Source organism: Streptomyces sp. NPDC038135 (assembly GCF_055601245.1).
Map to the genome: position 1 here is coordinate 145,790 of NZ_JBVJXS010000001.1, position 20,329 is coordinate 166,118.

12 protein-coding genes are annotated in these 20,329 nt (G+C 74.3%); 3 read left to right on the top strand and 9 right to left on the bottom strand.

Annotation, left to right across the window (positions count from 1 at the left end):
- The first annotated feature begins 131 nt into the window (after positions 1-131).
- Positions 132-3,959: a multifunctional oxoglutarate decarboxylase/oxoglutarate dehydrogenase thiamine pyrophosphate-binding subunit/dihydrolipoyllysine-residue succinyltransferase subunit gene (locus ACZ7JA_RS00690; RefSeq protein ID WP_351662746.1), complete on the top strand. Its 3,828-nt coding sequence runs from the start codon at positions 132-134 to the stop codon at positions 3,957-3,959.
- A 154-nt stretch (positions 3,960-4,113) separates the two neighbouring features.
- On the opposite strand, the gene fxsT is transcribed toward ACZ7JA_RS00690, so the two are convergent.
- The 8 genes from fxsT to ACZ7JA_RS00730 form a co-directional block, all read right to left on the bottom strand.
- A complete protein-coding gene (gene fxsT, locus ACZ7JA_RS00695; RefSeq protein ID WP_351662743.1) occupies positions 4,114-7,116 on the bottom strand; it encodes an FxSxx-COOH system tetratricopeptide repeat protein in 3,003 nt (1,000 codons plus the stop codon).
- 74 nt (positions 7,117-7,190) lie between these two features.
- The gene (locus ACZ7JA_RS00700) at positions 7,191-8,480 is read right to left on the bottom strand and encodes an aKG-HExxH-type peptide beta-hydroxylase (RefSeq protein WP_470806694.1); all 1,290 of its coding nucleotides are present in this window, start codon (positions 8,478-8,480) and stop codon (positions 7,191-7,193) included.
- Positions 8,477-8,746, bottom strand: a complete 270-nt coding sequence (locus tag ACZ7JA_RS00705; protein WP_351662737.1) for a hypothetical protein — start codon at positions 8,744-8,746, stop codon at positions 8,477-8,479. The genes ACZ7JA_RS00700 and ACZ7JA_RS00705 overlap by 4 nt, the downstream gene beginning before the upstream one ends.
- A 91-nt stretch (positions 8,747-8,837) precedes the next feature.
- Positions 8,838-12,533 (bottom strand): SAV_2336 N-terminal domain-related protein, encoded by a 3,696-nt coding sequence (locus ACZ7JA_RS00710; RefSeq protein WP_470806696.1) that lies wholly within the window; start codon positions 12,531-12,533, stop codon positions 8,838-8,840.
- 7 nt (positions 12,534-12,540) lie between these two features.
- Positions 12,541-13,557, bottom strand: coding sequence for an AAA family ATPase (locus ACZ7JA_RS00715; RefSeq protein ID WP_351662732.1), 1,017 nt, complete (start codon positions 13,555-13,557; stop codon positions 12,541-12,543).
- A 415-nt stretch (positions 13,558-13,972) separates the two neighbouring features.
- A complete protein-coding gene (locus ACZ7JA_RS00720) occupies positions 13,973-16,402 on the bottom strand; it encodes a VMAP-C domain-containing protein (RefSeq protein ID WP_470806697.1) in 2,430 nt (809 codons plus the stop codon).
- Positions 16,399-16,809, bottom strand: coding sequence for a CU044_2847 family protein (locus ACZ7JA_RS00725; protein ID WP_351662729.1), 411 nt, complete (start codon positions 16,807-16,809; stop codon positions 16,399-16,401). The genes ACZ7JA_RS00720 and ACZ7JA_RS00725 overlap by 4 nt, the downstream gene beginning before the upstream one ends.
- Positions 16,810-16,943: 134 nt before the next feature.
- Positions 16,944-17,123 carry a DUF6104 family protein gene (locus ACZ7JA_RS00730; protein ID WP_003992906.1) on the bottom strand — a complete coding sequence of 60 codons (180 nt, stop codon included), beginning with the start codon at positions 17,121-17,123 and terminating at the stop codon, positions 16,944-16,946.
- Between the two features lie 143 nt (positions 17,124-17,266).
- Here ACZ7JA_RS00730 and ACZ7JA_RS00735 point away from each other — a divergent pair, with 143 nt between their 5' ends.
- Complete coding sequence (locus ACZ7JA_RS00735; RefSeq protein ID WP_351662726.1) at positions 17,267-18,160, top strand: DUF4097 family beta strand repeat-containing protein; 894 nt, start codon at positions 17,267-17,269, stop codon at positions 18,158-18,160.
- A 1-nt stretch (position 18,161) separates the two neighbouring features.
- Positions 18,162-19,232 (top strand): PadR family transcriptional regulator, encoded by a 1,071-nt coding sequence (locus ACZ7JA_RS00740; protein WP_470806699.1) that lies wholly within the window; start codon positions 18,162-18,164, stop codon positions 19,230-19,232.
- Between the two features lie 73 nt (positions 19,233-19,305).
- Here ACZ7JA_RS00740 and ACZ7JA_RS00745 read toward each other — a convergent pair whose 3' ends face one another.
- Positions 19,306-20,271 (bottom strand): zinc-binding dehydrogenase, encoded by a 966-nt coding sequence (locus ACZ7JA_RS00745; RefSeq protein ID WP_351662721.1) that lies wholly within the window; start codon positions 20,269-20,271, stop codon positions 19,306-19,308.
- Between the last annotated feature and the right edge of the window lie 58 nt (positions 20,272-20,329).

Consider the following 20,329-nt stretch of genomic DNA (forward strand, 5'->3'; position numbering starts at 1 on the left):
CCCTGAAACAAGATTTCCGGTGTGACTTACGCGACGATGGACGGGCCCGACCTGACCTTCACGGTCTTGGAGGCGTAGCCTTTATTCCCGCTGTCCATAACCTTGTGAAGCGGAAGAGGGCGGTTGCCGCCGTGTCGCCACAGTCCCCCAGTAACTCGAGCATCTCGACCGACGACCAAGCCGGGAAGAACCCCGCCGCGGCGTTCGGCCCCAACGAGTGGCTCGTCGACGAGATCTATCAGCAGTACCTCCAGGACCCGAATTCGGTAGACCGTGCCTGGTGGGACTTCTTCGCCGACTACAAGCCGGGTGCGCCTGCCGCGTCGGCTCCGGCGGGTACTGCGGCCGCGGGGGCCGCAGGGACCACCACCCCGGCTCCTCAGGCCCAGCCGGCCGCTCCGGCCCAGGCCGCTCCCGCTCCGGCGCCCGCGGCCGCTCCCCAGCCCGCCGCGGCCCCGCCCGCCGCTCCGGCTCCCGCCGCTCCCGCCCCCGCGGCGAAGGCGGCGGCCCCCGCCCCGGCCAAGCCGGCGACGCCCGCACAGGCGCCCGCTCAGCCGAAGGCCAAGGCCGCCCCCGCCGCCGAGGCCCCCGAGGGTCCGGAGTACGTGACGCTGCGCGGTCCGTCCGCCGCCGTCGCGAAGAACATGAACGCCTCGCTGGAGCTGCCGACGGCCACCTCGGTCCGCGCGGTCCCGGTGAAGCTGCTGTTCGACAACCGGATCGTCATCAACAACCACCTGAAGCGCGCCCGGGGCGGGAAGATCTCCTTCACGCACCTGATCGGCTTCGCGATGGTGCAGGCCATCAAGGCCATGCCGTCGATGAACTACTCGTTCGGCGAGAAGGACGGCAAGCCGACCCTCGTCAAGCCGCCGCACGTCAACCTCGGCCTGGCCATCGACCTGGTGAAGCCCAACGGCGACCGCCAACTCGTCGTGGCCGCCATCAAGAAGGCCGAGACGCTGAACTTCTTCGAGTTCTGGCAGGCCTACGAGGACATCGTCCGCCGCGCCCGCGACGGCAAGCTGACGATGGACGACTTCACCGGCGTGACGGTCTCGCTGACCAACCCCGGCGGTCTCGGCACCGTCCACTCCGTGCCGCGCCTGATGCCCGGCCAGTCCGTGATCATGGGCGTCGGCTCCATGGACTACCCGGCCGAGTTCCAGGGCACCAGCCAGGACACGCTGAACAAGCTCGGCATCTCGAAGGTCATGACGCTCACGTCGACCTACGACCACCGGGTGATCCAGGGCGCCGCCTCCGGCGAGTTCCTCCGCCAGGTCGCGAACCTGCTGCTCGGCGAGAACGGCTTCTACGACGACATCTTCGAGGCCCTGCGCATCCCCTACGAGCCGGTCCGCTGGCTCAAGGACATCGACGCCAGCCACGACGACGACGTCACCAAGGCCGCGCGGGTCTTCGAGCTGATCCACTCCTACCGGGTCCGCGGCCACGTCATGGCCGACACCGACCCGCTGGAGTACCAGCAGCGCAAGCACCCCGACCTGGACATCACCGAGCACGGCCTCACCCTGTGGGACCTGGAGCGCGAGTTCGCCGTCGGCGGCTTCGCCGGCAAGTCGATGATGAAGCTGCGCGACATCCTCGGCGTGCTGCGCGACTCGTACTGCCGCACCACCGGCATCGAGTTCATGCACATCCAGGACCCCAAGCAGCGCAAGTGGATCCAGGACCGCGTCGAGCGCCCGCACTCCAAGCCGGAGCGCGAGGAGCAGCTGCGCATCCTGCGCCGCCTGAACGCGGCGGAGGCCTTCGAGACCTTCCTGCAGACGAAGTACGTCGGCCAGAAGCGCTTCTCGCTGGAGGGCGGCGAGTCCGTCATCCCGCTGCTGGACGCGGTCATCGACTCGGCGGCCGAGTCCCGCCTGGACGAGGTCGTCATCGGCATGGCCCACCGCGGCCGCCTGAACGTCCTCGCCAACATCGTCGGCAAGTCGTACGCGCAGATCTTCCGCGAGTTCGAGGGCAACCTCGACCCGAAGTCGATGCACGGCTCCGGCGACGTGAAGTACCACCTGGGCGCCCAGGGCACCTTCACCGGTCTGGACGGCGAGCAGATCACCGTCTCGCTGGCCGCCAACCCCTCGCACCTGGAGACCGTCGACCCGGTCATCGAGGGCATCGCCCGCGCCAAGCAGGACATCATCAACAAGGGCGGCACGGACTTCACGGTCCTGCCGGTGGCGATCCACGGCGACGCGGCCTTCGCGGGCCAGGGCGTCGTGGCCGAGACCCTGAACATGTCGCAGCTGCGCGGCTACCGCACCGGCGGCACGGTCCACATCGTCATCAACAACCAGGTCGGCTTCACCGCGGCCCCCGAGTCCTCGCGTTCCTCCATGTACGCGACGGACGTGGCCCGCATGATCGAGGCCCCGATCTTCCACGTGAACGGCGACGACCCGGAGGCCGTCGTGCGCGTCGCGCGGCTCGCCTTCGAGTTCCGCCAGGCGTTCAACAAGGACGTGGTGATCGACCTCATCTGCTACCGCCGCCGCGGTCACAACGAGTCGGACAACCCGGCCTTCACCCAGCCGCTGATGTACGACCTGATCGACAAGAAGCGCTCGGTGCGCAAGCTCTACACCGAGTCCCTGATCGGTCGCGGCGACATCACCCTGGAAGAGGCCGAGCAGGCCCTGCAGGACTACCAGGGCCAGCTGGAGAAGGTCTTCACGGAGGTCCGCGAGGCCACTTCCCAGCCGGCCTCCGGCCCGGTGTCGGACCCGCAGGCCGACTTCCCGGTCGCCGTGAACACCGCGATCTCCACGGAGGTCGTGAAGCGGATCGCCGAGTCCCAGGTCAACATCCCCGACTCCTTCCACGTCCACCCGCGTCTGCTGCCGCAGCTGCAGCGCCGGGCGACGATGGTCGAGGACGGCACGATCGACTGGGGCATGGGCGAGACCCTCGCCGTCGGCTCCCTCCTGCTGGAGGGCACCCCGGTCCGTCTGTCCGGCCAGGACTCCCAGCGGGGCACCTTCGGCCAGCGCCACGCGGTCCTCATCGACCGCGAGACGGGCGAGGAGTTCACGCCGCTGATGTACCTCGCCGAGGAGCAGGCGCGGTACAACGTCTACAACTCCCTGCTGTCCGAGTACGCGGTCATGGGCTTCGAGTACGGCTACTCGCTGGCCCGCCCCGACGCGCTCGTCATGTGGGAGGCGCAGTTCGGCGACTTCGTCAACGGCGCGCAGACGGTGGTCGACGAGTACATCTCGGCGGCGGAGCAGAAGTGGGGCCAAACGTCCGGCGTCACCCTCCTCCTCCCGCACGGCTACGAGGGCCAGGGCCCGGACCACTCCTCGGCCCGTGTCGAGCGCTTCCTGCAGCTCTGCGCCCAGAACAACATGACGGTCGCCATGCCGACCCTCCCGTCGAACTACTTCCACCTCCTGCGGTGGCAGGTGCACAACCCGCACCACAAGCCGCTGGTGGTCTTCACCCCGAAGTCGATGCTGCGCCTCAAGGCCGCCGCGTCGAAGACGGAGGAGTTCACCTCGGGTCAGTTCCGCCCGGTCATCGGCGACGCCTCGGTGGACCCGGCCGCGGTCCGCAAGGTCGTCTTCGTGGCGGGCAAGCTGTACTACGACCTGGAGGCCGAGCGGGTCAAGCGCGGTGTCACCGACACGGCGATCATCCGCATCGAGCGCCTGTACCCGCTGCCGGGTACCGAGATCCAGGCCGAGGTCAACAAGTACCCGAACGCCGAGAAGTACCTGTGGGCGCAGGAGGAGCCGGCGAACCAGGGTGCCTGGCCGTTCATCGCGCTCAACCTGATCGACCACCTGGACCTGGCGGTCGGCGCCGACATCCCGGCCGGCGAGCGGCTGCGGCGCATCTCGCGTCCGCACGGCTCGTCCCCGGCGGTGGGCTCCGCGAAGCGGCACCAGGCCGAGCAGGAGCAGCTGGTGCGTGAGGTGTTCGAGGCGTAGGCCTCCGGCGGTTCAGCCGAATCGGGCCCGGCTCCGAGTTCCTGTGAACTCGGAGCCGGGCCCTTCGCCTACCGGGTGGGGTGGTCGGGAATCCGCGCGGCTGCGGGTGTGTGGGGGTGGTTCGCGCCGTTCCCCGCGCCCCTTCGCGGCGCGGTCAGCCCAGGTAGGGCTCGAAGTCCCAGTAGGGGCGGGTTCGCTGGCGGGCCGAGATGGTGTGGGGATGCTGGGCGCCGAGGGTGCGGGTGAGGCCCAGGAGGCCGTCGTCCTCCAGCTTTCCGGCCTCCTCGTGCTCCCGCGCGGCCCGCAGATCGGCGGCCAGCGCCACCTGGCAGGAGAGCGTGAGCGGATGCTCGTGCCCCAGCGTGTGCCGGGCCCGGCGCAGGGTCTCCCGGCTCAGCTCCACGGCGTCGGTGATCCGGTCGCCCAGGTTGCGGGCGCTGGCCGCGTTGAGGGCGCAGCCGAGGACCCACGGATGGTCGGGGCCGAGGGTGGCGGTGAGGCCCGCGAAGGACGCCTCGAACATGGCCAGGGCCTCGGCGCGTTCACCGGCGGCCTGCATGACGAGACCGGTGTTGGAGAGCATGCCGGTGGCGACCGGGTGGGCCGGGCCGAGCAGCGCACGGTAGCCGACCTCGGCCCGGTCGATCAGCTCCCGGGCCTGGTCGAGGTCGCCGTGCTCACGCAGGTAGTTGCCGTAGTTGGTGGTGAAGGCCAGGGTCCGGTAGTGGTCACCCCCGTGCACCTGGGCGAGCTGCTCCAGCAGGTTCGCCATCTCGGGTCCCAGGTCCTGGATGTGACCGCCTTCCCGGCGGCGGCACATGACGAGCTGGCCGCGGGCCGACAGGGTCTGCGGATGCCGTGCGCCGAGCACCTGCAGGCTCAGCCGGACCACGGTCTCCTGACGGGCCAGCGCGTCCCGGTACCGGCCCAGCAGCCGCAGGTCGTGGGCGACGGCGCCGCCCGAGTTGAGGGTGCTGATGTGCCGGGCGCGCAGGACGTTGTCCCGTCTGGCGAGCGTGTCCAGGTCGAGTTCGTACGCCTCCTGGTAGCGGCCGAGCAGCCGCAGTCCGACGCCGTGGTTGTGCCGGGCGATCAGCGCGGGGCCCTCGTCCGGGCCGAGCAGTCTGCCGTAGCCGTCGAGGACTTCGCGCTGCAGCTCGTACGCCTCGTCGTAGCGGCCCAGGTGGCGCAGGCTGGCGGCCATGGCGCCCTTGGTGGACAGCTCGGCCAGCTCCGGGGGCGACGCGGCGGCGCCGAGGCGCTGGTGGACGGCGCGGTCGAGGTCGTAGGCGTCGCGGAACCGGCCGCTGGCCCGCAGGATGTTGCTCTCCTGCGTGGTGAGGTCGAGCATGGGCTGCGCCAGCGGGTCCATGATCCGGGACCAGCGGTCGCGGATCCGCCGGGCCAGGTCGAGGCCGCCCTTGTACTCGCCGCTGCGATAGCAGTAGCGCAGGCAGTTCAGCACGGTCTCCTGGACCCGCGGCTGGGCGCTGCCGAGGGCGCCGGAGGGCTCCAGGTGGGGCAGCAGTTCGGCGTACCGGGGCCAGTTGCGGCTGTCCAGCGGGTTGCCTGGGTCGGCCTGGGCCAGCAGGGTGCGGACCGCCTGGCGGTGCACGGCCCGGCTCTCCTCGCTGGTCAGCTTGGAGACGATGTCGTGGACCAGCCGGTGCATGTGCACCGACTCCTGGTGCGGGCCCATCTCGACGCCCACCGGGCCGCGGGTCTCCCGGGTCAGCACCGAGTAGTTGACCAGCGTGTCCAGGGCGCGGGTCCAGGCGGTCAGGTCGCCGGACATCCAGCGCAGCTGCTCGGGCAGGTCGGCGTGCGGGTAGGCGCGGATGAGGCCGAGCGGGATGCGTCCGGGCGCGAACGAGGTGCACAGGCCGAGGATGTCGATGGTCTGCGGCTGGGCGCCGCGCAGCCGGTTGAGCAGTATCGACCAGGACGTCATGGACGAGCGCGGGAAGCCCTCGCCGGTGGCGGGCTCGTCCACGGTGGACAGCCGGCGCTCGCGCACCATGCGCAGGTACTCGGGCACCTCCATGCGTGACTCGCCGAGCCAGGAGGCGGCCTGGACGAGCGGCAGCGCCACGTCGCCGAACTCGGCGGCGACCTCGTCGGCCTCGGCGGCGCTGATGTGCGGTGCGCGGCGCAGCAGGTAGGCGGTGGACTCGGCGCGCAGGAAGGCGGGGATCTCGAGGATGTCGGTGTGCTCGCCCCAGCCGCGGTTGCGGGAGGTGACGAGGACGTGGCCCGCGCCCTGCGGGAGCAGGGTGTCGACGCCCTCGGTGTCGTCCCAGCCGTCGAAGATCAGCAGCCAGCGGCCGTAGGGCTCGCCGCGGCGCAGGGCCTCCCGGACGGCCCGGATGCGCTCGCCGGGTTCGTTGCCGACCCGCAGTCCGAGCTCCACGGCGAGCTCCCCGAGCCGGTCGCGCTGGATGTTGCGGTCGTCGGAGTTGACCCACCAGACGACGTCGTAGTCGGTGCTGAACCGGTGCGCGTACTCGGCGGCGAGCTGGGTCTTGCCGATGCCGGACATGCCGAGCAGGGTGCAGACGGCGGCTCCCCGGTCGGCGTCGGCGAGTTGCTGGTGCAGGCTGGTGAGCAGGTCGTCCCGGCCGGTGAAGCGCGGGTTGCGGCGGGGGACCTCGCCCCAGATCTCGCAGCGGTTCTCGGGGTAGCGGGCCCGGTGGGCGGTCGGCCGCGGGACCCGGCGGCGCTCCAGGCCCAGCCGGCGCAGCAGCCGCTCCTCGGCGGCCTCCTCGCTCAGGCCCCACAGACTGGCCGGTTCGAGGACCGCGGTGGCCGGCAGCAGCGACCGGTTGGTGAGGTTGACGGCCGCGAACCGGTCGGCGTTCGCCGCGACGAAGCCGCGCAGGGCGTCGTTCCACTCCCCCGCCGGGCGCGGTCCGAGCTCGAAGAACCAGTCGTCCAGGACGAGCAGCACCGGGCCGGAGGCCAGCAGCAGGTCGGCGAGGGAGTCCTCCAGCGGGGTCTCGCGCGGCGGGTCCCAGCGCTGCAGCGTGGCCTGGTGTCCGTGGCTCTCCAGGCACTGGGCGATCCAGGCCGCCCAGGCCCGGTGGTAGCCGGGGAAGACCACCAGGATGCGTTCGGAGGCCGGAGCCCCGTCCCCGCCCGACCGCCGCTGTTCCGCCATCGCACGCTCCCTGTTCCCGCCACCGCACTCTCACGGCACACGCTAACGCACAGAAATTACGCCCCTGCGGAGCGTCACAGAACATTTTGGGCCGCCACGCCGAGACCGGCGTGATGACGCTCCATGCCCTGGACGAACTCCCGTCCCGCTACGGTCAGTTCATCGGATTCCAGGAGGAGGGACAAGGCCTGCCCCACCTCCTCGCGGAACAGCTCGAACCGCTCGCCGGCCCGGCGCCGCCACGCCGGTGCGGCCCCGGCGCCGGTGCGCACCCTCCACCACAGGTCGGTCAGCGCCAGATGGGCGTATGCGCCCTGCAGCACGGCCGGGACCGGACGGGGGTCGGGGCGCCAGCCGACCCGGTGCACCGCGCTCCCGCCGGGCGCGCACAGCGGGACCAGTTCGTCCAGCGCCGCCAGCTTGCTGTGGTGGGTCTCGTGCACCAGGGACTCCGCGAGTTCTCGCGCCGTGCCCGGCAGCTGGATCAGCGCGGCGCCGGGCGCGGACCTGCGGGTGGCGCTCATCGGGGTGGCGCCCGGCCCGGCGGCGGCCAGCGGGACCACGGCGCGCAGCAGGGCGCCGGTCTCGGCGGCGCGCCGCCCGTCGACCGCGGTCAGCAGTTCGCGGGCGCGGCGCCAGCGGCCGGCCCAGGCCTCCCAGGGGGAGTCGGCGCGGTCGGCGGCGGGCGGTGCTCCGGGGACGCTGCCGGGCGGGAGCGCCCGGTACGGGTCGAGGTCGTCGAGGCGGACGGTGCCGCCGGGCAGCGTCCGCAGCGCGCTCCAGCCTGTCCCTTCGCCGTTTTGGGGGGCCGCGCCGGCAGCGGACCGCCGTGCCGGACGCGGCAGGACCGCCTCGGTGCGGCCGCCCGCGTCCGCGATCCGCGCCCCGCCCGGCCCGCCGCTCAGCCGGACCCGGCCCGAGGGGCAGCGCAGCACGCCGAGGCCGGGCAGCACCAGCAGGCCGGTGGGCACGGCCAGGGTTCCGGCCGGCGGGTGGCCCGCGCGGACGGCCGCGGCGACGGCGACGCCGCCGAGGTGGGCCAGATGCCGTTCGAACGCGGCTCCCTGGGGCGCGGCGAGCGCGGCGGCCAGCCAGGCGCCGGTCATCGGGTAGTCGAGCACCTCGCGAACGGCGGCGGGGTCGGTCCGCTCGGCGGCCGCCAGCAGCGCCCAGGCCCGCTCGAACTCCCGGTGGGCGGCGGGCTCCAGGAGCCGGCGCTGCCGGTCGACGCGCACGAGGAGGGACTTGAGGAGCAGCATGCGACGCGCGTGGACCGCGGCACGCAGTGCCTGCGTACCGCTGGGTGTGGGGCGGGTTCCGGCGAGCGCCCCGAAGACCTCGGCGGGTATCGGCGCCGAGGTCATCCCCGCTCGTCCGGCCGCCGGCCGGGCTCGCCGAGTCCGGCTGAAAACGTACCCGCCCGGGACGGCTGCACCTCGCCCTCGCCGTCGCTGAACCAGACCTGCCGGCACTCGGTGGCGTCCCGCAGGACGATGTCGACGGCCGCGGTCAGTTCCGGATCATCGAGAAACCGCAAGGTACGCAGGTCGACGCCGATGAGGTCGGGCAGACGCGCGGCATGCCCGGCGTCCCGGCCGGGGGCGGCCGCCCCGCTCCACTGCTCCGCCACACTCGGCTCCTCCCTGCCCGCGAACGGCCCGCTCCGTCGTCATGGCTGCCCAGTTCTTCCCGACAGCCCGGAAGTGGAAACCCTGACCAGATCAACTCCGGTCAAGTTCTGACCAGTTCGCCCACTCTTCGGTCCACGGCCACCAGGGCGGAGCGATCCGCTCCCATTCCTCGTCGGGCAGTTCCCGCACCGCACGAGCCGGTCCCTCACCGGTCACCGGCTCCGCCTCCGCGCGCCGGGTCAGCTCGACGTCCGCCCAGTCGACCGGGCGCAGCGCCCCCGCCAGCCGCTGCCACTGCTCCCGCGCCGCCCGGTAGGCCCCGGCCGCCGCTGCGGGCCGGCCCATCAGGGCCAGCACCGCCCCGCTGCCGTGCCGCGCCCGGGCGGAGGTCACCGAGCCCGGGTCCTCGCCGTGCGCGGCCCGCGCCTCCCGGTCCGCGTTCTCGTAGGCCTGCAGGGCGTCCACCAGTACGGGCGCCCCGGCCCGGCGCCAGCCCTCCAGCCGCACCCGGCCCAACTGCAGCCAGACCTCGGCCCGTACGGCCGCGTCGGCGGCCGCGCGCACCGCCTGGCCGAGCAGGTGCCGGCTCTCGAACAGGTCGGGCAGGAAGCCGAGGTGGCGGAAGCGCTGGGCGAGCGCGCTGCCGACCAGTCCCTGCAGCCGCCCGCGGTGCGCGGACCGGGCGGGGAGCGCCTGCAGCGCTTCGCGCAGCACGTACTCGGCCCGGTCCACGATCCTCGCGCCGTCCCGCGCGGAGGCCCGCCGCAGCAGTGACTCGCCCCAGGAGGTGAGGAGCTGCCAGCGCAGGGCGCCGTCGGCGGGGGCGAGCAGCGCGGCCCGCTCGTAGGCCTCGTCGGCCTCCGGGGCCTCGCCCGCCGCGTCGTGGAAGGCGGCCAGCGCGGCCAGGCTGGGCAGCAGCAGACCCGGGTCGTCCCCGGCGGCCCGCCGGGCCCGCAGCAGCGCCTGCCGGGTCTCGCCGTCCTCGGCCCCGGCCTCCCGCAGCGCCCGCGCCAGGTCGAGCAGGGCCGGCCCGCGTACGGCGTCGGGAGCCCGCTCCAGGTCCAGCGTGGCGCAGGCCTCACGGAGTTCGCCGATGGCGGCGGCGGGGTGCCGCAGGTCGAGCAGGATCCGGCCACGCAGCAGCAGCCGGGAGCGGTGGGCGGTGACGTACCAGGGCGCCTCGCCGGCAGCGGCCGGGGCCCGGTGCTGTGCCGTGCTCGCGCCGCGAGCCGTGGCGTCCGCGGCCGCCCGGGCAGCCGGGGCCACGCCGTCGGCCGTCCTCTCCCCCGTCCCGTCACCGGTGCCGGGCCTGGTGCCTTCGCCGCCCGTCGACGCCCAGTGCTGTGCGACGGTCGCGCCGCGAGCCGTATCGTCCGCCTCCGCCCGGGCGGCCGGGGCCACGCCGTCGCCCGGCCCGTCGCCCGTGTCCGTGCCGGGCCGGGCACCCTCGCCCGCAGCCGTCGGCGCCCGGTGCTGTGCGGCGGTCGCGCCGCGAGCCGTATCGTCCGCGTCCGCCCGGGCGGCCGGGACCGTACCGTCGGCCGTCCCCTCCCCCGTCCCGGTGCCGGGCCGGGCGCTCCCGCCGGTGTCGTCCGGGCGCGCGGAGGGGGCCTCGTGCCCGGCGCCCGGCCAGGCCCGTGCCCGTTCGGTCAGGGACGGCCAGGGCGCGGCCGCGGCGTCCAGGACGTCCAGGGCGGCGGCGAGCTGGTCGCCCTCCGCCGTCAGACGCCACAGCTCACGGCGGCAGGAGGCCAGTTCCAGGGCGGCCTCGGCGCGTTCACGGCTGTCGGCGCCGGCCGCCGCGTGCGCCGCGGCGAGTTCGGCCGCCGCCTCGCGCAGCAGCTCGGCGCGGCGCCCCGCCGCACGTGCGGCCGCCGTGCCCGCCTCGGCGCGCAGGACGCGACCGAGGACCAGGTGGGACCGGACGGCGGCGCCGGCGCCCGGGAGGACGGCGGGGGCGGGGGCGGTAGCCGCGCGGGCCTGTTCGCGGGCGCGGCGCAGCACCTCCGGGTCGGCCAGGTGGCGCCACTGGTCGAGCAGGCGCTCGGCCTCGGTGAGCGGGTCGGGCGTGACGAGGTCGGGCAGGTAGAAGCGCAGGACGCGGGCCGGGATCCGGGCGAACAGCTCGGCCTCGACGCTGCCGCCGTCCTCGGGGCGGACGCCGTCCGGCGGGACGTGACCGGCGCCGGCGGACGGGTCGTGGTCGGCGAGCCGGGCCGCGGCGAGCGCGGCGAAGTTGCGGGTGCCGCGCCCGAAGTGCCGCTCCACGTAGGCCGAGCAGTGCTTGAGCACAAGCCCGGCGGTGTCCTGGTCGAGGGAGGACAGCAGCAGGTTCTGCACCCGGCCCGAGTAGGCGAAGCAGGGCTGGTCCCCGGTGCCGGGGAGCTGCCTGAGCAGCCCGCCGAGCAGCACCTCGGCCAGTTCCATGGGCCCGGTGTCGGGCAGCATCGCCCGCTGCACCAGTTGCATCACGGGCAGGGTGAGCGGGGCCGCGGCGAGATAGACGGCGAGCCGTACGGCGCCGGGCGAGGCTCCGGCGCGGAAGGCCCGCAGCAACTCGTCGTCGCTGCGCGGCTCGTCGTGGACGCGCGACCGGTCGTCGCCGTACGGATCACCGTCGTCGTACGACGGGCCGTCGTCCCGCGCGGCCGCACCGGCGAGCGCCGGGGCCCTGCCCGGGTCGGTGAACGCCGCCCAGGCCCGCTCGCTCACCGGACCGCTGCCGCCGAGCAGCCGGGCGAAGGCCTCGAAGGCCTCCGGGGTGGGCTGCAGCACCGGCACCGGCCGGGCGCCCGGCGCGGGTTCCTCCCACGGCTCGTCGTCGGGTTCGAAGGACAGCTTCCCGGCCACCCCGTAGGGGCGGACCAGCAGTCCCGGCTCGGCGGGCAGCTCGGTACGGCCCCACAGGCGGGGCGGCAGCGGCTGGACGACGGCCAGCGGGGCGGTGCGCGGCCACTGGTGCAGCAGCCGCTGCGCGCTGCCGTTCTGCCACAGCGGGCCCACGCAGTCGCTGATGACGAAGGTCAGCCGGCGGCCGGTGGGATCGTGCAGTTCGTCGGCCGGGCGCAGCCGGGTGTGCCGTCCGGGACCGGTGGTCGTACCGACGAGGAGGGCGCCGGAGTCGTCTGCGTACAGCTGGTGGACGCGGACCGAGGCGAAGGCGCCGGACTGCTGGCAGGCCTGCCTTAGTTCCTCGACCAGTTGCCCCCAGACGGCCATGTTGGGTCCGGTGTCCATGAGCAGCTGGACGTCGCAGCGCCGGCGGCGGCCGGGCCGGGTGACCGGGAGCAGGATGCCGCTGGCGGCGGCCCGCTCGGCGGTGGCCTCCTCGTCGATCCGCTCGTCGCGGGGCGGGGCGGCGGCGACCTGGTAGCGGCCGAGGGCGCGCAGCGCCTTCTCCAGGCCGAGCAGCCCGGGCAGGGCGCCCGCGGCGGGCGCCCGGACCGGGAAGGCGGTGGGCGCGCCGGCGTTCCCGTGCGGGCGCGCCGGGAGGCCGGGGGTGAGCAGCGGTACCGGGGCTGCGGGGGCGTCCGCCCGGGGCCGGGGCGGTTCGGCGGCCGGCGTCTGCGTGCCGGCGTCGACGTCGGCGTCGACGGGAGCTGCGTCCGGACCGGCGGCGGGCGGGTCCACCGGGCCGGTGCCGGGCTGCCGCGCGGGCGCGTCGCGGGGCGGCGCCGCGCCGAGCCGCCGGGCCAGCCAGACCGCGTCGGCGACGTCCTCCGCGGTGAGGTCGAGCCCGCCCTGGCGCAGCTTGCCGATCAGCTCGTCCAGGCGCATCCCGGGCATCCGTCCCTCACCTCGTACGGTCGAGCGGCTGCATGAGCATCTCGGCGATCCGCTCCCGGGTGAGGCTCTGCGCGCGCGGGTCGTGGCGGGTGAGGAAGAGGGCGTTGAGGAGCTGGTCGGCGGCGAGCACCTCGCCGGGTTCGCGCTCCAGGAACCTGCGGATGAGATCGGCCCCGCCGGCCACACCCTCCGTGCCGAGGTGCGCCTCGACCATCGCGGTGAGCTGCTCCTCGCCGGGCGGGTCCAGCTCGAGCTGGACGCAGCGCCGCAGCAGCGGGGCGGGGAAGTCGCGTTCGCCGTTGGAGGTCAGGACGATCACCGGGAAGGCGGTGCAGGCGATACGGCCGCCGTGCACGGCGACCCGGCCGCCGTCGTGGGTGAGCACCTCGACGACGGGTTCGCGGTCGGCCAGCCGCTCCAGCTCGGGGATGGAGAACTCGCCCTCCTCCAGGGTGTTGAGCAGGTCGTTGGGCAGGTCGAGGTCGCTCTTGTCGAGTTCGTCGATGAGCAGTACGCGGGGCTGCTCGGCGGGCAGCAGGGCGGTGCCGAGCGGGCCGAGCCGGATGTAGGAGCCGATGCCGGGCGCGGCCGTGCCGCCCTCGCCGCCGCGGGCCCGCTCGAGCTGCACGTCCTGGAGGCGGCCTATGGCGTCGTACCGGTACAGCCCGTCCTGGAGACCGGTGCGGCTGACGATGGGCCAGCGCAGCACCTTGCCGAGACCGAGTTCATGGGCGATGGCGTACGCCAGGGTCGACTTGCCCGTGCCCGGGTTGCCGGTGACCAGGAGCGGCCGGCGCAGGTACAGGGCCGCGTTGACCGCGTCCACCTCGGCCGGCCGGGGCGCGTAGCTCTCCACCAGGCGGCGGCGGACGCCGAGCCGGCGGGCGCTGCTGGGGTCCTCGGGGCCGGCCTCCGCGTCGTCGCCCCGGGCGGACGTGAAGTCGCGCCAGGGCGGCGGGGGCGGCAACCGCCGCATGCCGTCGTGCGGCTGACCCACTCCGCAGTAGATCCGCCAGTCGTTCACCTTGGGCTCCTCCCAAATCCGGTGATCATGCAGCGGGCCCGGCCATGCGCGCTACGAGGCTACCGTCAGGCGGCCGTGTCTGCCGAGGTTCGAGCGGCCCGGCGTTCACTTCCGGACCTTCGAACAGCCGTGTTGCGTACGGGGTTTGACGGGATGTCCGGGCGCGCCGGGCGGATCCGCCGTGGGGTGGCGACCGGACGGGCGACCGGACCGGCGGGCGGCGGGGGCGGGCGGGGACGGCGGCAGGGCCGGGGCCGGGCCGGCCGTGGGACCGGCCGGCCATCCGCGGGCGTCCGCCGGGCCTGTCCGGCGGGACCCTCCGCCGCGCTGTCCGGCGGGGCGGTCCGCCTGGCTCTCCGGCGGAACCCTTCGCCTGGCGCTCCGGCGGATCCGTCCGCCTGGCACACGCCATGCGTCAGCCGTCCGGAGCGGCCAGCGGGGGCGGGCGCATCGTCCCGGCGGATCGTGGCGGGCGGTCCGGCGGATCGTAGAGGAGGGCCAGTTTCCCGCGCAGGCCCTGCGCCCCGGCAGCGTCGGGGTCGTACAGCCGGATGCGCAGCTCGCGCACCGGTTCGTGCAGGCCGTCGGCGTGCCGGGCGGCGCCCACCACATGGGCGGCCTGCTCGTGGAAGTCCTTGCATTCGTCGTGGTCGTGCCGGTCCCGGCGCCACAGCACCACCGGGTGGCCCGCCGTCAGCGCGTCCCTCATCGCCGCCTGTCCCTCCCCGCTCGCCACGGGACCGCAGTAGACCGGGACGCAGGTGTCGTCCAGCGCCGTCAGGGTGCCGTAGTACGGGTAGCGGCTCCCGGAGCGGGGCATGGCGGCGTGGCCGTCGGCCGGGGCGCGGCCGTGCAGCGGCTCGTGCGTGAGCGGTCCGCGGGCCACCGCCCGCCAGCGCCTGCGCCACTCCGGGGAGGGCGGGCGCTCGTTGCGCCGCAGGTCCCGGATGACGACGGTCCGGCGCATGCCGAGGGGCATGGACCGCTCGTCCACGAAGTCGTCGTCGTCCTCGTCGTCCCGGCCCTCGTCCCCCGGTGCGCCGGGGTGGTCGGGCAGCAACTGCCATTCGTCCACCGGCAGGTCGAACAGCTTGCGGGGGAGGAAGACCTCGATCCCGGCGAGGTGCTCGCCGTGGTCCCCGAGGTCCAGCGCGCGGCCCAGCGGCGCGCGCAGCACCGCCGCGAGTTCGCCGACGGGCACCCCCCGGTCGTCGGACGCGACCGGGGTGACGTCGAGGCCGTCGTGGACCAGTTCCACGCTCCAGGGATGCAGCCCGCCGTACATGGACGCGCCGACCCTGACGAGGACGTCGGTACGGCCGGTGGCCACCGCCTCGGCCGGCGTGGCCCCCACCCCGTGGGCCTCGGGGGCGACCCGGGGGTCGGGGACGAACGGAAGGTCCGGCGGGGCCGGAGGCTCGGGTATGGACGGGAGCACGGGCGCGGGCGGGGCCTGGAGTCCGGAAACGAGGGGAGGCACGGTCACGGGGGCGGGGGGCGCGGCCGTGGCGGCGGCCGTAGTGGCGGCCGTGGTGGCGGCTGCGGCGGGCACGGGGGTGCTCGTGGGGGTGCGGCCGGCGCCCGGCCCCGTACCCGTCACCCCTCCGGCCGCTCCACCCGCCGCCGCGTTCGCTCCTCCGTCCGGCCACCGGCCGTCGACACCGTCCAGCAGTCCCCGGATGGCCCCGCTCACCGCCCAGTGCCGATGCCTCCCGGCCTGCGCGCCGAGCCATTCGGTGAACGCGCGCAGCAGGGCCGGGTCGGTCTCACCGGGGCGCTCCCGCACGGTCCTGCGCACCACCTCCGCCGCGTACAGCAGGACGGCGTCGAGGTCGACCAGCGTCCCGCCGCCCTCCTCGTCCAGGGTGCGCAGTCCGTACAGCAGGGCCGCGCCCTCGCGCCAGGTCCGCACGTTCCGCGGCACCAGCGAGCGCAGCCGTTCGCCCCGCACCCGCTCCTTGACCTGCTCCACGAGGTGGACGATCTCGCCCGCCCCGGCGGGCGGCGGCAGCTCGGCGAGGTGGCCGTAGAGCCGCGCCCGGAGTTCGGCGGTGATCCCGGAGACGGGCGGCGCGAGCGCGGGCAGCGTGGCCTGGAGCGTGGTCCAGTTCGGGTACGGCGACGGGTCGTCCAGGAGCCGGAGATGGTGCCGATCGTGCGCGCGCAGCACGTCGCGCAGGACGCCGGCCGTGTCGCGCCGGTCCAGCAGCTCGTGCAGCGCGGTGACCGGGACGGCGACGCCCTCCTCCCGGCGGCGGCCCTTGATGACGCCGACGACGGAGCCGTGCCGCAGGTCGAGCACGGGTCCGCCGGACAGTCCGCCGATCGGCAGGCTGCCGCCGAGCAGCAGCGCGCGGGCGTCGGAACCCGCGAGTTCGCCGGTGCCGTGCCGGACGCCCAGCTCGCCGGTCTGCAGGGACCAGCCGTACAGCCCGAGCGGGGCGCGGGCGCCGGGTTCCCGGTCGCCCAGCCAGAGGCACCGCACGTCGTCCGCGCCGTCGACCCGGACGAGCGCCAGGTCGGGGAACGGCCAGGGGTCGCGGAGCGACTCCGGTTCCTCGGGCCGGGGCGCCAGGAGCACCGCGGTCCCGGTGCCCGAGCGTTCCTGCCAGGCGTCGGCGGCGGCGGGTTCGGTGGAGCGTTCCTGCCAGGTCACGCGTAAGGCGCTCGCCCCTCGGCACACCGCGGCTCCCCCCTTCCCCACGACGTGGGCACAGGTCAACAGCCAGCCCGGGGCGATGAAGAACCCCGATCCCCAGTACGGGTCACGGTCCGTTGCATACCCGTCACCCGCTGCGCCGATGCGCGCGAGGGAGGGGCGCACCATCTCGTCGAAGGCGCTCATGCCGAGCCGGGGGCCGGCGGGCGCGGGGCGGTGTCCCCGCCGCCGGGCGCCGCGGGATCCGCGCCGCCCGCCGCTGTCGCGGGTTCGGTCCAGGTCAGGGACACCGTCAGGGAGGACGTGCCGCCGCCCTGCGCGATGGCGCTCACGATCCGGCCGGCCTGCGCCGTCAGTTCTATGCCGAAGCTGACGGACACCTCGACCGCCGCGGGCGTGTCCAGACCGGCGCGCAAGGAGCGCACGACGCCGCCCACCGTGCCGGCCAGCCCGCCCGCCATGTCGACGACCCGGTCGCCGAGGCTCGTGTCCCAGTAACCGCCCTCGTCGGGCGCGTCCTCGCCGCGCCCGCCGATCCTGGCCCAGACGACCGTTCCGTCGTCGAGCCGTACGCGTTCGACTCCTCCACCCATGACGCCCCCGTTCACCGAATGGAGAAGAAGGCTAACTCCGGTGACAGGTGAGGGGGAGGGGCAACGGACGACAAGGGCCGTTCATCGCCGTCGCCGCTCTCGGCGCCGGGTCGCCGGCCGCCGTCGTCGCCGGGTTACTCGTCGTCCTCGTCGTCGAGCCGGGCGAGCCAGGTCGCGAGCCGCTCGACGGGCACCTCGAAGTCCGGGTTGAGGTCGACGAACGTGCGCAACTGCTCGGCGAGCCACTCGAAGGTGACCTCTTCCTCGCCGCGCCGTTTCTCGAGCTCCTCGATCCCGCGGTCGGTGAAGTACATGAACTGCCTCTCCTGCCTGTCCGCCCAGCCCTGTGGGCGCACCTACAGCCTATGCAGAGACGCCTTGACTTTCCCCATCCACGATATATCGTGTTTCTCAGAAGACGCGATATGGCGTGTCCGTGTCCGGCCAAGGAGGCCTCATGTCCGAGTGGTCCATCGCCGACCCCCAGAAACTGACCTTCGACACCCCGGTACGCGACCTGCACGTCCGCATCGTCAACGGAACGGTGAACGTCGTCGGCACGGACGAAGGTTCCGCGCGCCTGGAGGTCACGGACATCGAGGGTCCACCCCTGATCGTCACCCACCAGGGCGGCACGCTCACCGTCGCCTACGACGACCTGCCGTGGAAGGGCTTCCTCAAGTGGCTCGACCGCAAGGGCTGGCGCCGCAGCGCGGTCGTCTCCCTCGCGGTGCCGGCCGACACCCGCGTGGAGGTGGGCGTGGTCGGCGCGGGCGCGGTCGTCTCCGGGACAAGCGGCCCCTCGGTGATCAAGGGCGTCACCGGTGACACCACCCTCGTCGGCCTCTCCGGCCAGGTCCGCGCCGACACCGTGTCCGGCAACCTGGAGGCCCAGGCCGTCACGGGCGATCTGCGGTTCAACTCCGTCTCGGGCGACCTGACCGTGGTCGAGGGCTCGGGCCCCTCCGTCCGGGCCGACTCGGTCAGCGGCTCCATGATCATCGACCTGGACCCGGACGGGCCCACCGACGTCCGCCTGACCAGCGTCTCCGGCGAGATCGCGATCCGGCTGCCGCACCCGGCGGACGCGGAGGTGGAGGCCAACACCGCGAGCGGCACGATCTCCAACGCCTTCGACGGACTGCGCGTGCACGGCCAGTGGGGCGCCCACAAGATCACCGGCCGGCTCGGCGCGGGCAACGGCAAGCTCAGGGCGACGACGGTATCGGGCTCCATCGCGCTGCTGCGCCGCCCGCCGGGCGAGGACGAGCCCGACACCCCCCGCGAGGCCGGCGCCGGCTCCCCGGCCGGCGGCACGACCGACGGCACGACCGACAAGAAGGTGCTCTGACATGCCCCCCGTCTTCGCCCACGGCCGTCTGCGCCTGTACCTGCTCAAGCTGCTCGACGAGGCCCCGCGCCACGGCTACGAGGTGATCAGACTCCTCGAGGAGCGCTTCCAGGGCCTGTACGCCCCCTCGGCGGGCACGGTCTACCCCCGTCTGGCCAAGCTGGAGGCCGAGGGCCTGGTCACGCACACCACGGAGGGCGGCCGCAAGGTATACGCCATCACCGACGCCGGCCGCGCCGAACTCGCCGACCGCAGCGGCGAGCTGGCCGACCTGGAGCTGGAGATCCGCGAGTCCGTGGCGGAGCTCGCCGCCGAGATCAAGGCCGACGTGCGCGGCGCGGCAGGCGATCTGCGGCGCGAGATGCGCGCCGCCGCCTCCGAGGCCCGCCGGGGCTCCGGGAGGACCGGCGGCGAGACGGGCCCCCTCGGGGACAGCGGCGACCTCGGCGATAAGGAGGCCTGGCGGGCCGCCAAGGAGGAGATGCGCCGGGTCAAGCAGGAGTGGAAGGAGCAGGCCCGCCGCGCCAAGGACGAGAGCCGCCGGGCCCGCGAGGAGGCCCAGCGGGCCCGCCACCAGGCCCAGGAGGCCCAGGCGCGGGCGCGGGCCCAGGCGCAGGAGGAGATGCAGCGCATCGCCCACCGGGTCCAGGAGCGCGTGCAGGACCACTTCACCCGTGGCGACTGGCCGACCGGGGTACGCGAGGGGCTGACCGAACTCGCCAAGGAGTTCGGTGAGTTCGGGAAGGAGTACGGCAAGGAGTTCGGCAAGGACCGGGGCTTCGGCCGGACCGCGGAAGGGGCGGGCGCCGCCCCGCGCAAGTCGGCCCCCGCGCCGGAGTACTCCACGCCCCCGGAGGACTTCCCGGCGGAGTACGAACCGTCCTGGGCGCACGAGGCCCCCACCGGCGAACCGGCCCGCGACCTGGACCGCCTGCTGGACCGCTTCCGCGACGACATCCGCGACGCGGCCCGGGACCACGGCGTCACCGCCGACCAGCTCCAGGACGCCCGCGGGCACCTGTCCGCGGCGGCGGCCCACATCGGCGCGATACTGCGCCGCCCGAGGGTCTGACCCGCGGGCGGCCGGGGCCCGCACGGCGGCGTGGCCCCGGCCCTCCCCCGGGCCACGCCGCCGGCGGGCTCGATCACTCGTTGGTCAGGACGATCTTGCCGAACTGCTCGCCGGACGCCAGCCGTTCGAAACCCTCACGGGCCCGGTCCAGCGGCAGGATCTCGTCGATGACGGGGCGTACGCCGGTGGCGGCGCAGAAGGAGAGCAGGTCCTCCAGCTCGTCCTTGGTGCCCATGGTGGAGCCGACGACCTTCAGCTCGAGGAAGAAGATCCGGGTCAGCTCGGCGTGCGAGGGACGGTCACCGCTGGTGGCGCCGGAGATCACGAGCGTGCCCCCGGGCCGCAGGGACTTCACCGAGTGGGACCAGGTGGCGGCGCCCACGGTCTCGATGACGGCGTCCACGCGCTGCGGCAGCCGGGCTCCCGACTCCACCGCCTCGACCGCGCCGAGTTCCAGTGCGCGCTTGCGCTTGGCCTCGTCCCGGCTGGTCGCGAAGACCCGCAGGCCAGCCGCCTTGCCCAGCACGATCGCGGCGGTGGCGACACCGCCGCCCGCGCCCTGCACGAGGACCGAGTCACCGGGGCGGACCCCGGCGTTGGTGAACAGCATCCGGTAGGCCGTCAGCCAGGCCGTCGGCAGACACGCGGCCTCGGCGAAGGACAGTTCCTTCGGCTTGGGCAGGACGTTCCAGGTCGGCACCGCCACCTGCTCGGCGAACGTGCCCTGGTAGCGCTCGGTGAGGATGGAGCGGGGCTCCTTGGGACCGACCCCGTGGCCGCTCTGGCCGATGACGGAGTGCAGGACGACCTCGTTGCCGTCCTCGTCGATCCCGGCGGCGTCACAGCCGAGGATCATCGGCAGCTTGTCCTCGGCCAGGCCCACACCGCGCAGGGACCAGAGGTCGTGGTGGTTGAGGGAGGCGGCGCGGACGTTCACGGTGCTCCAGCCGGGCCGGGCCTCGGGGGCCGGACGCTCCCCCAACTCGAGTCCGGTGAGCGGCTGGTCGCGGTCGATTCGGGCGGCGTAGGCAGCGAACATGGGCTCGACGATAGGTGCGCCGTGCAGCCGGCGGAACCGCGGGGGGCTGTGACACATG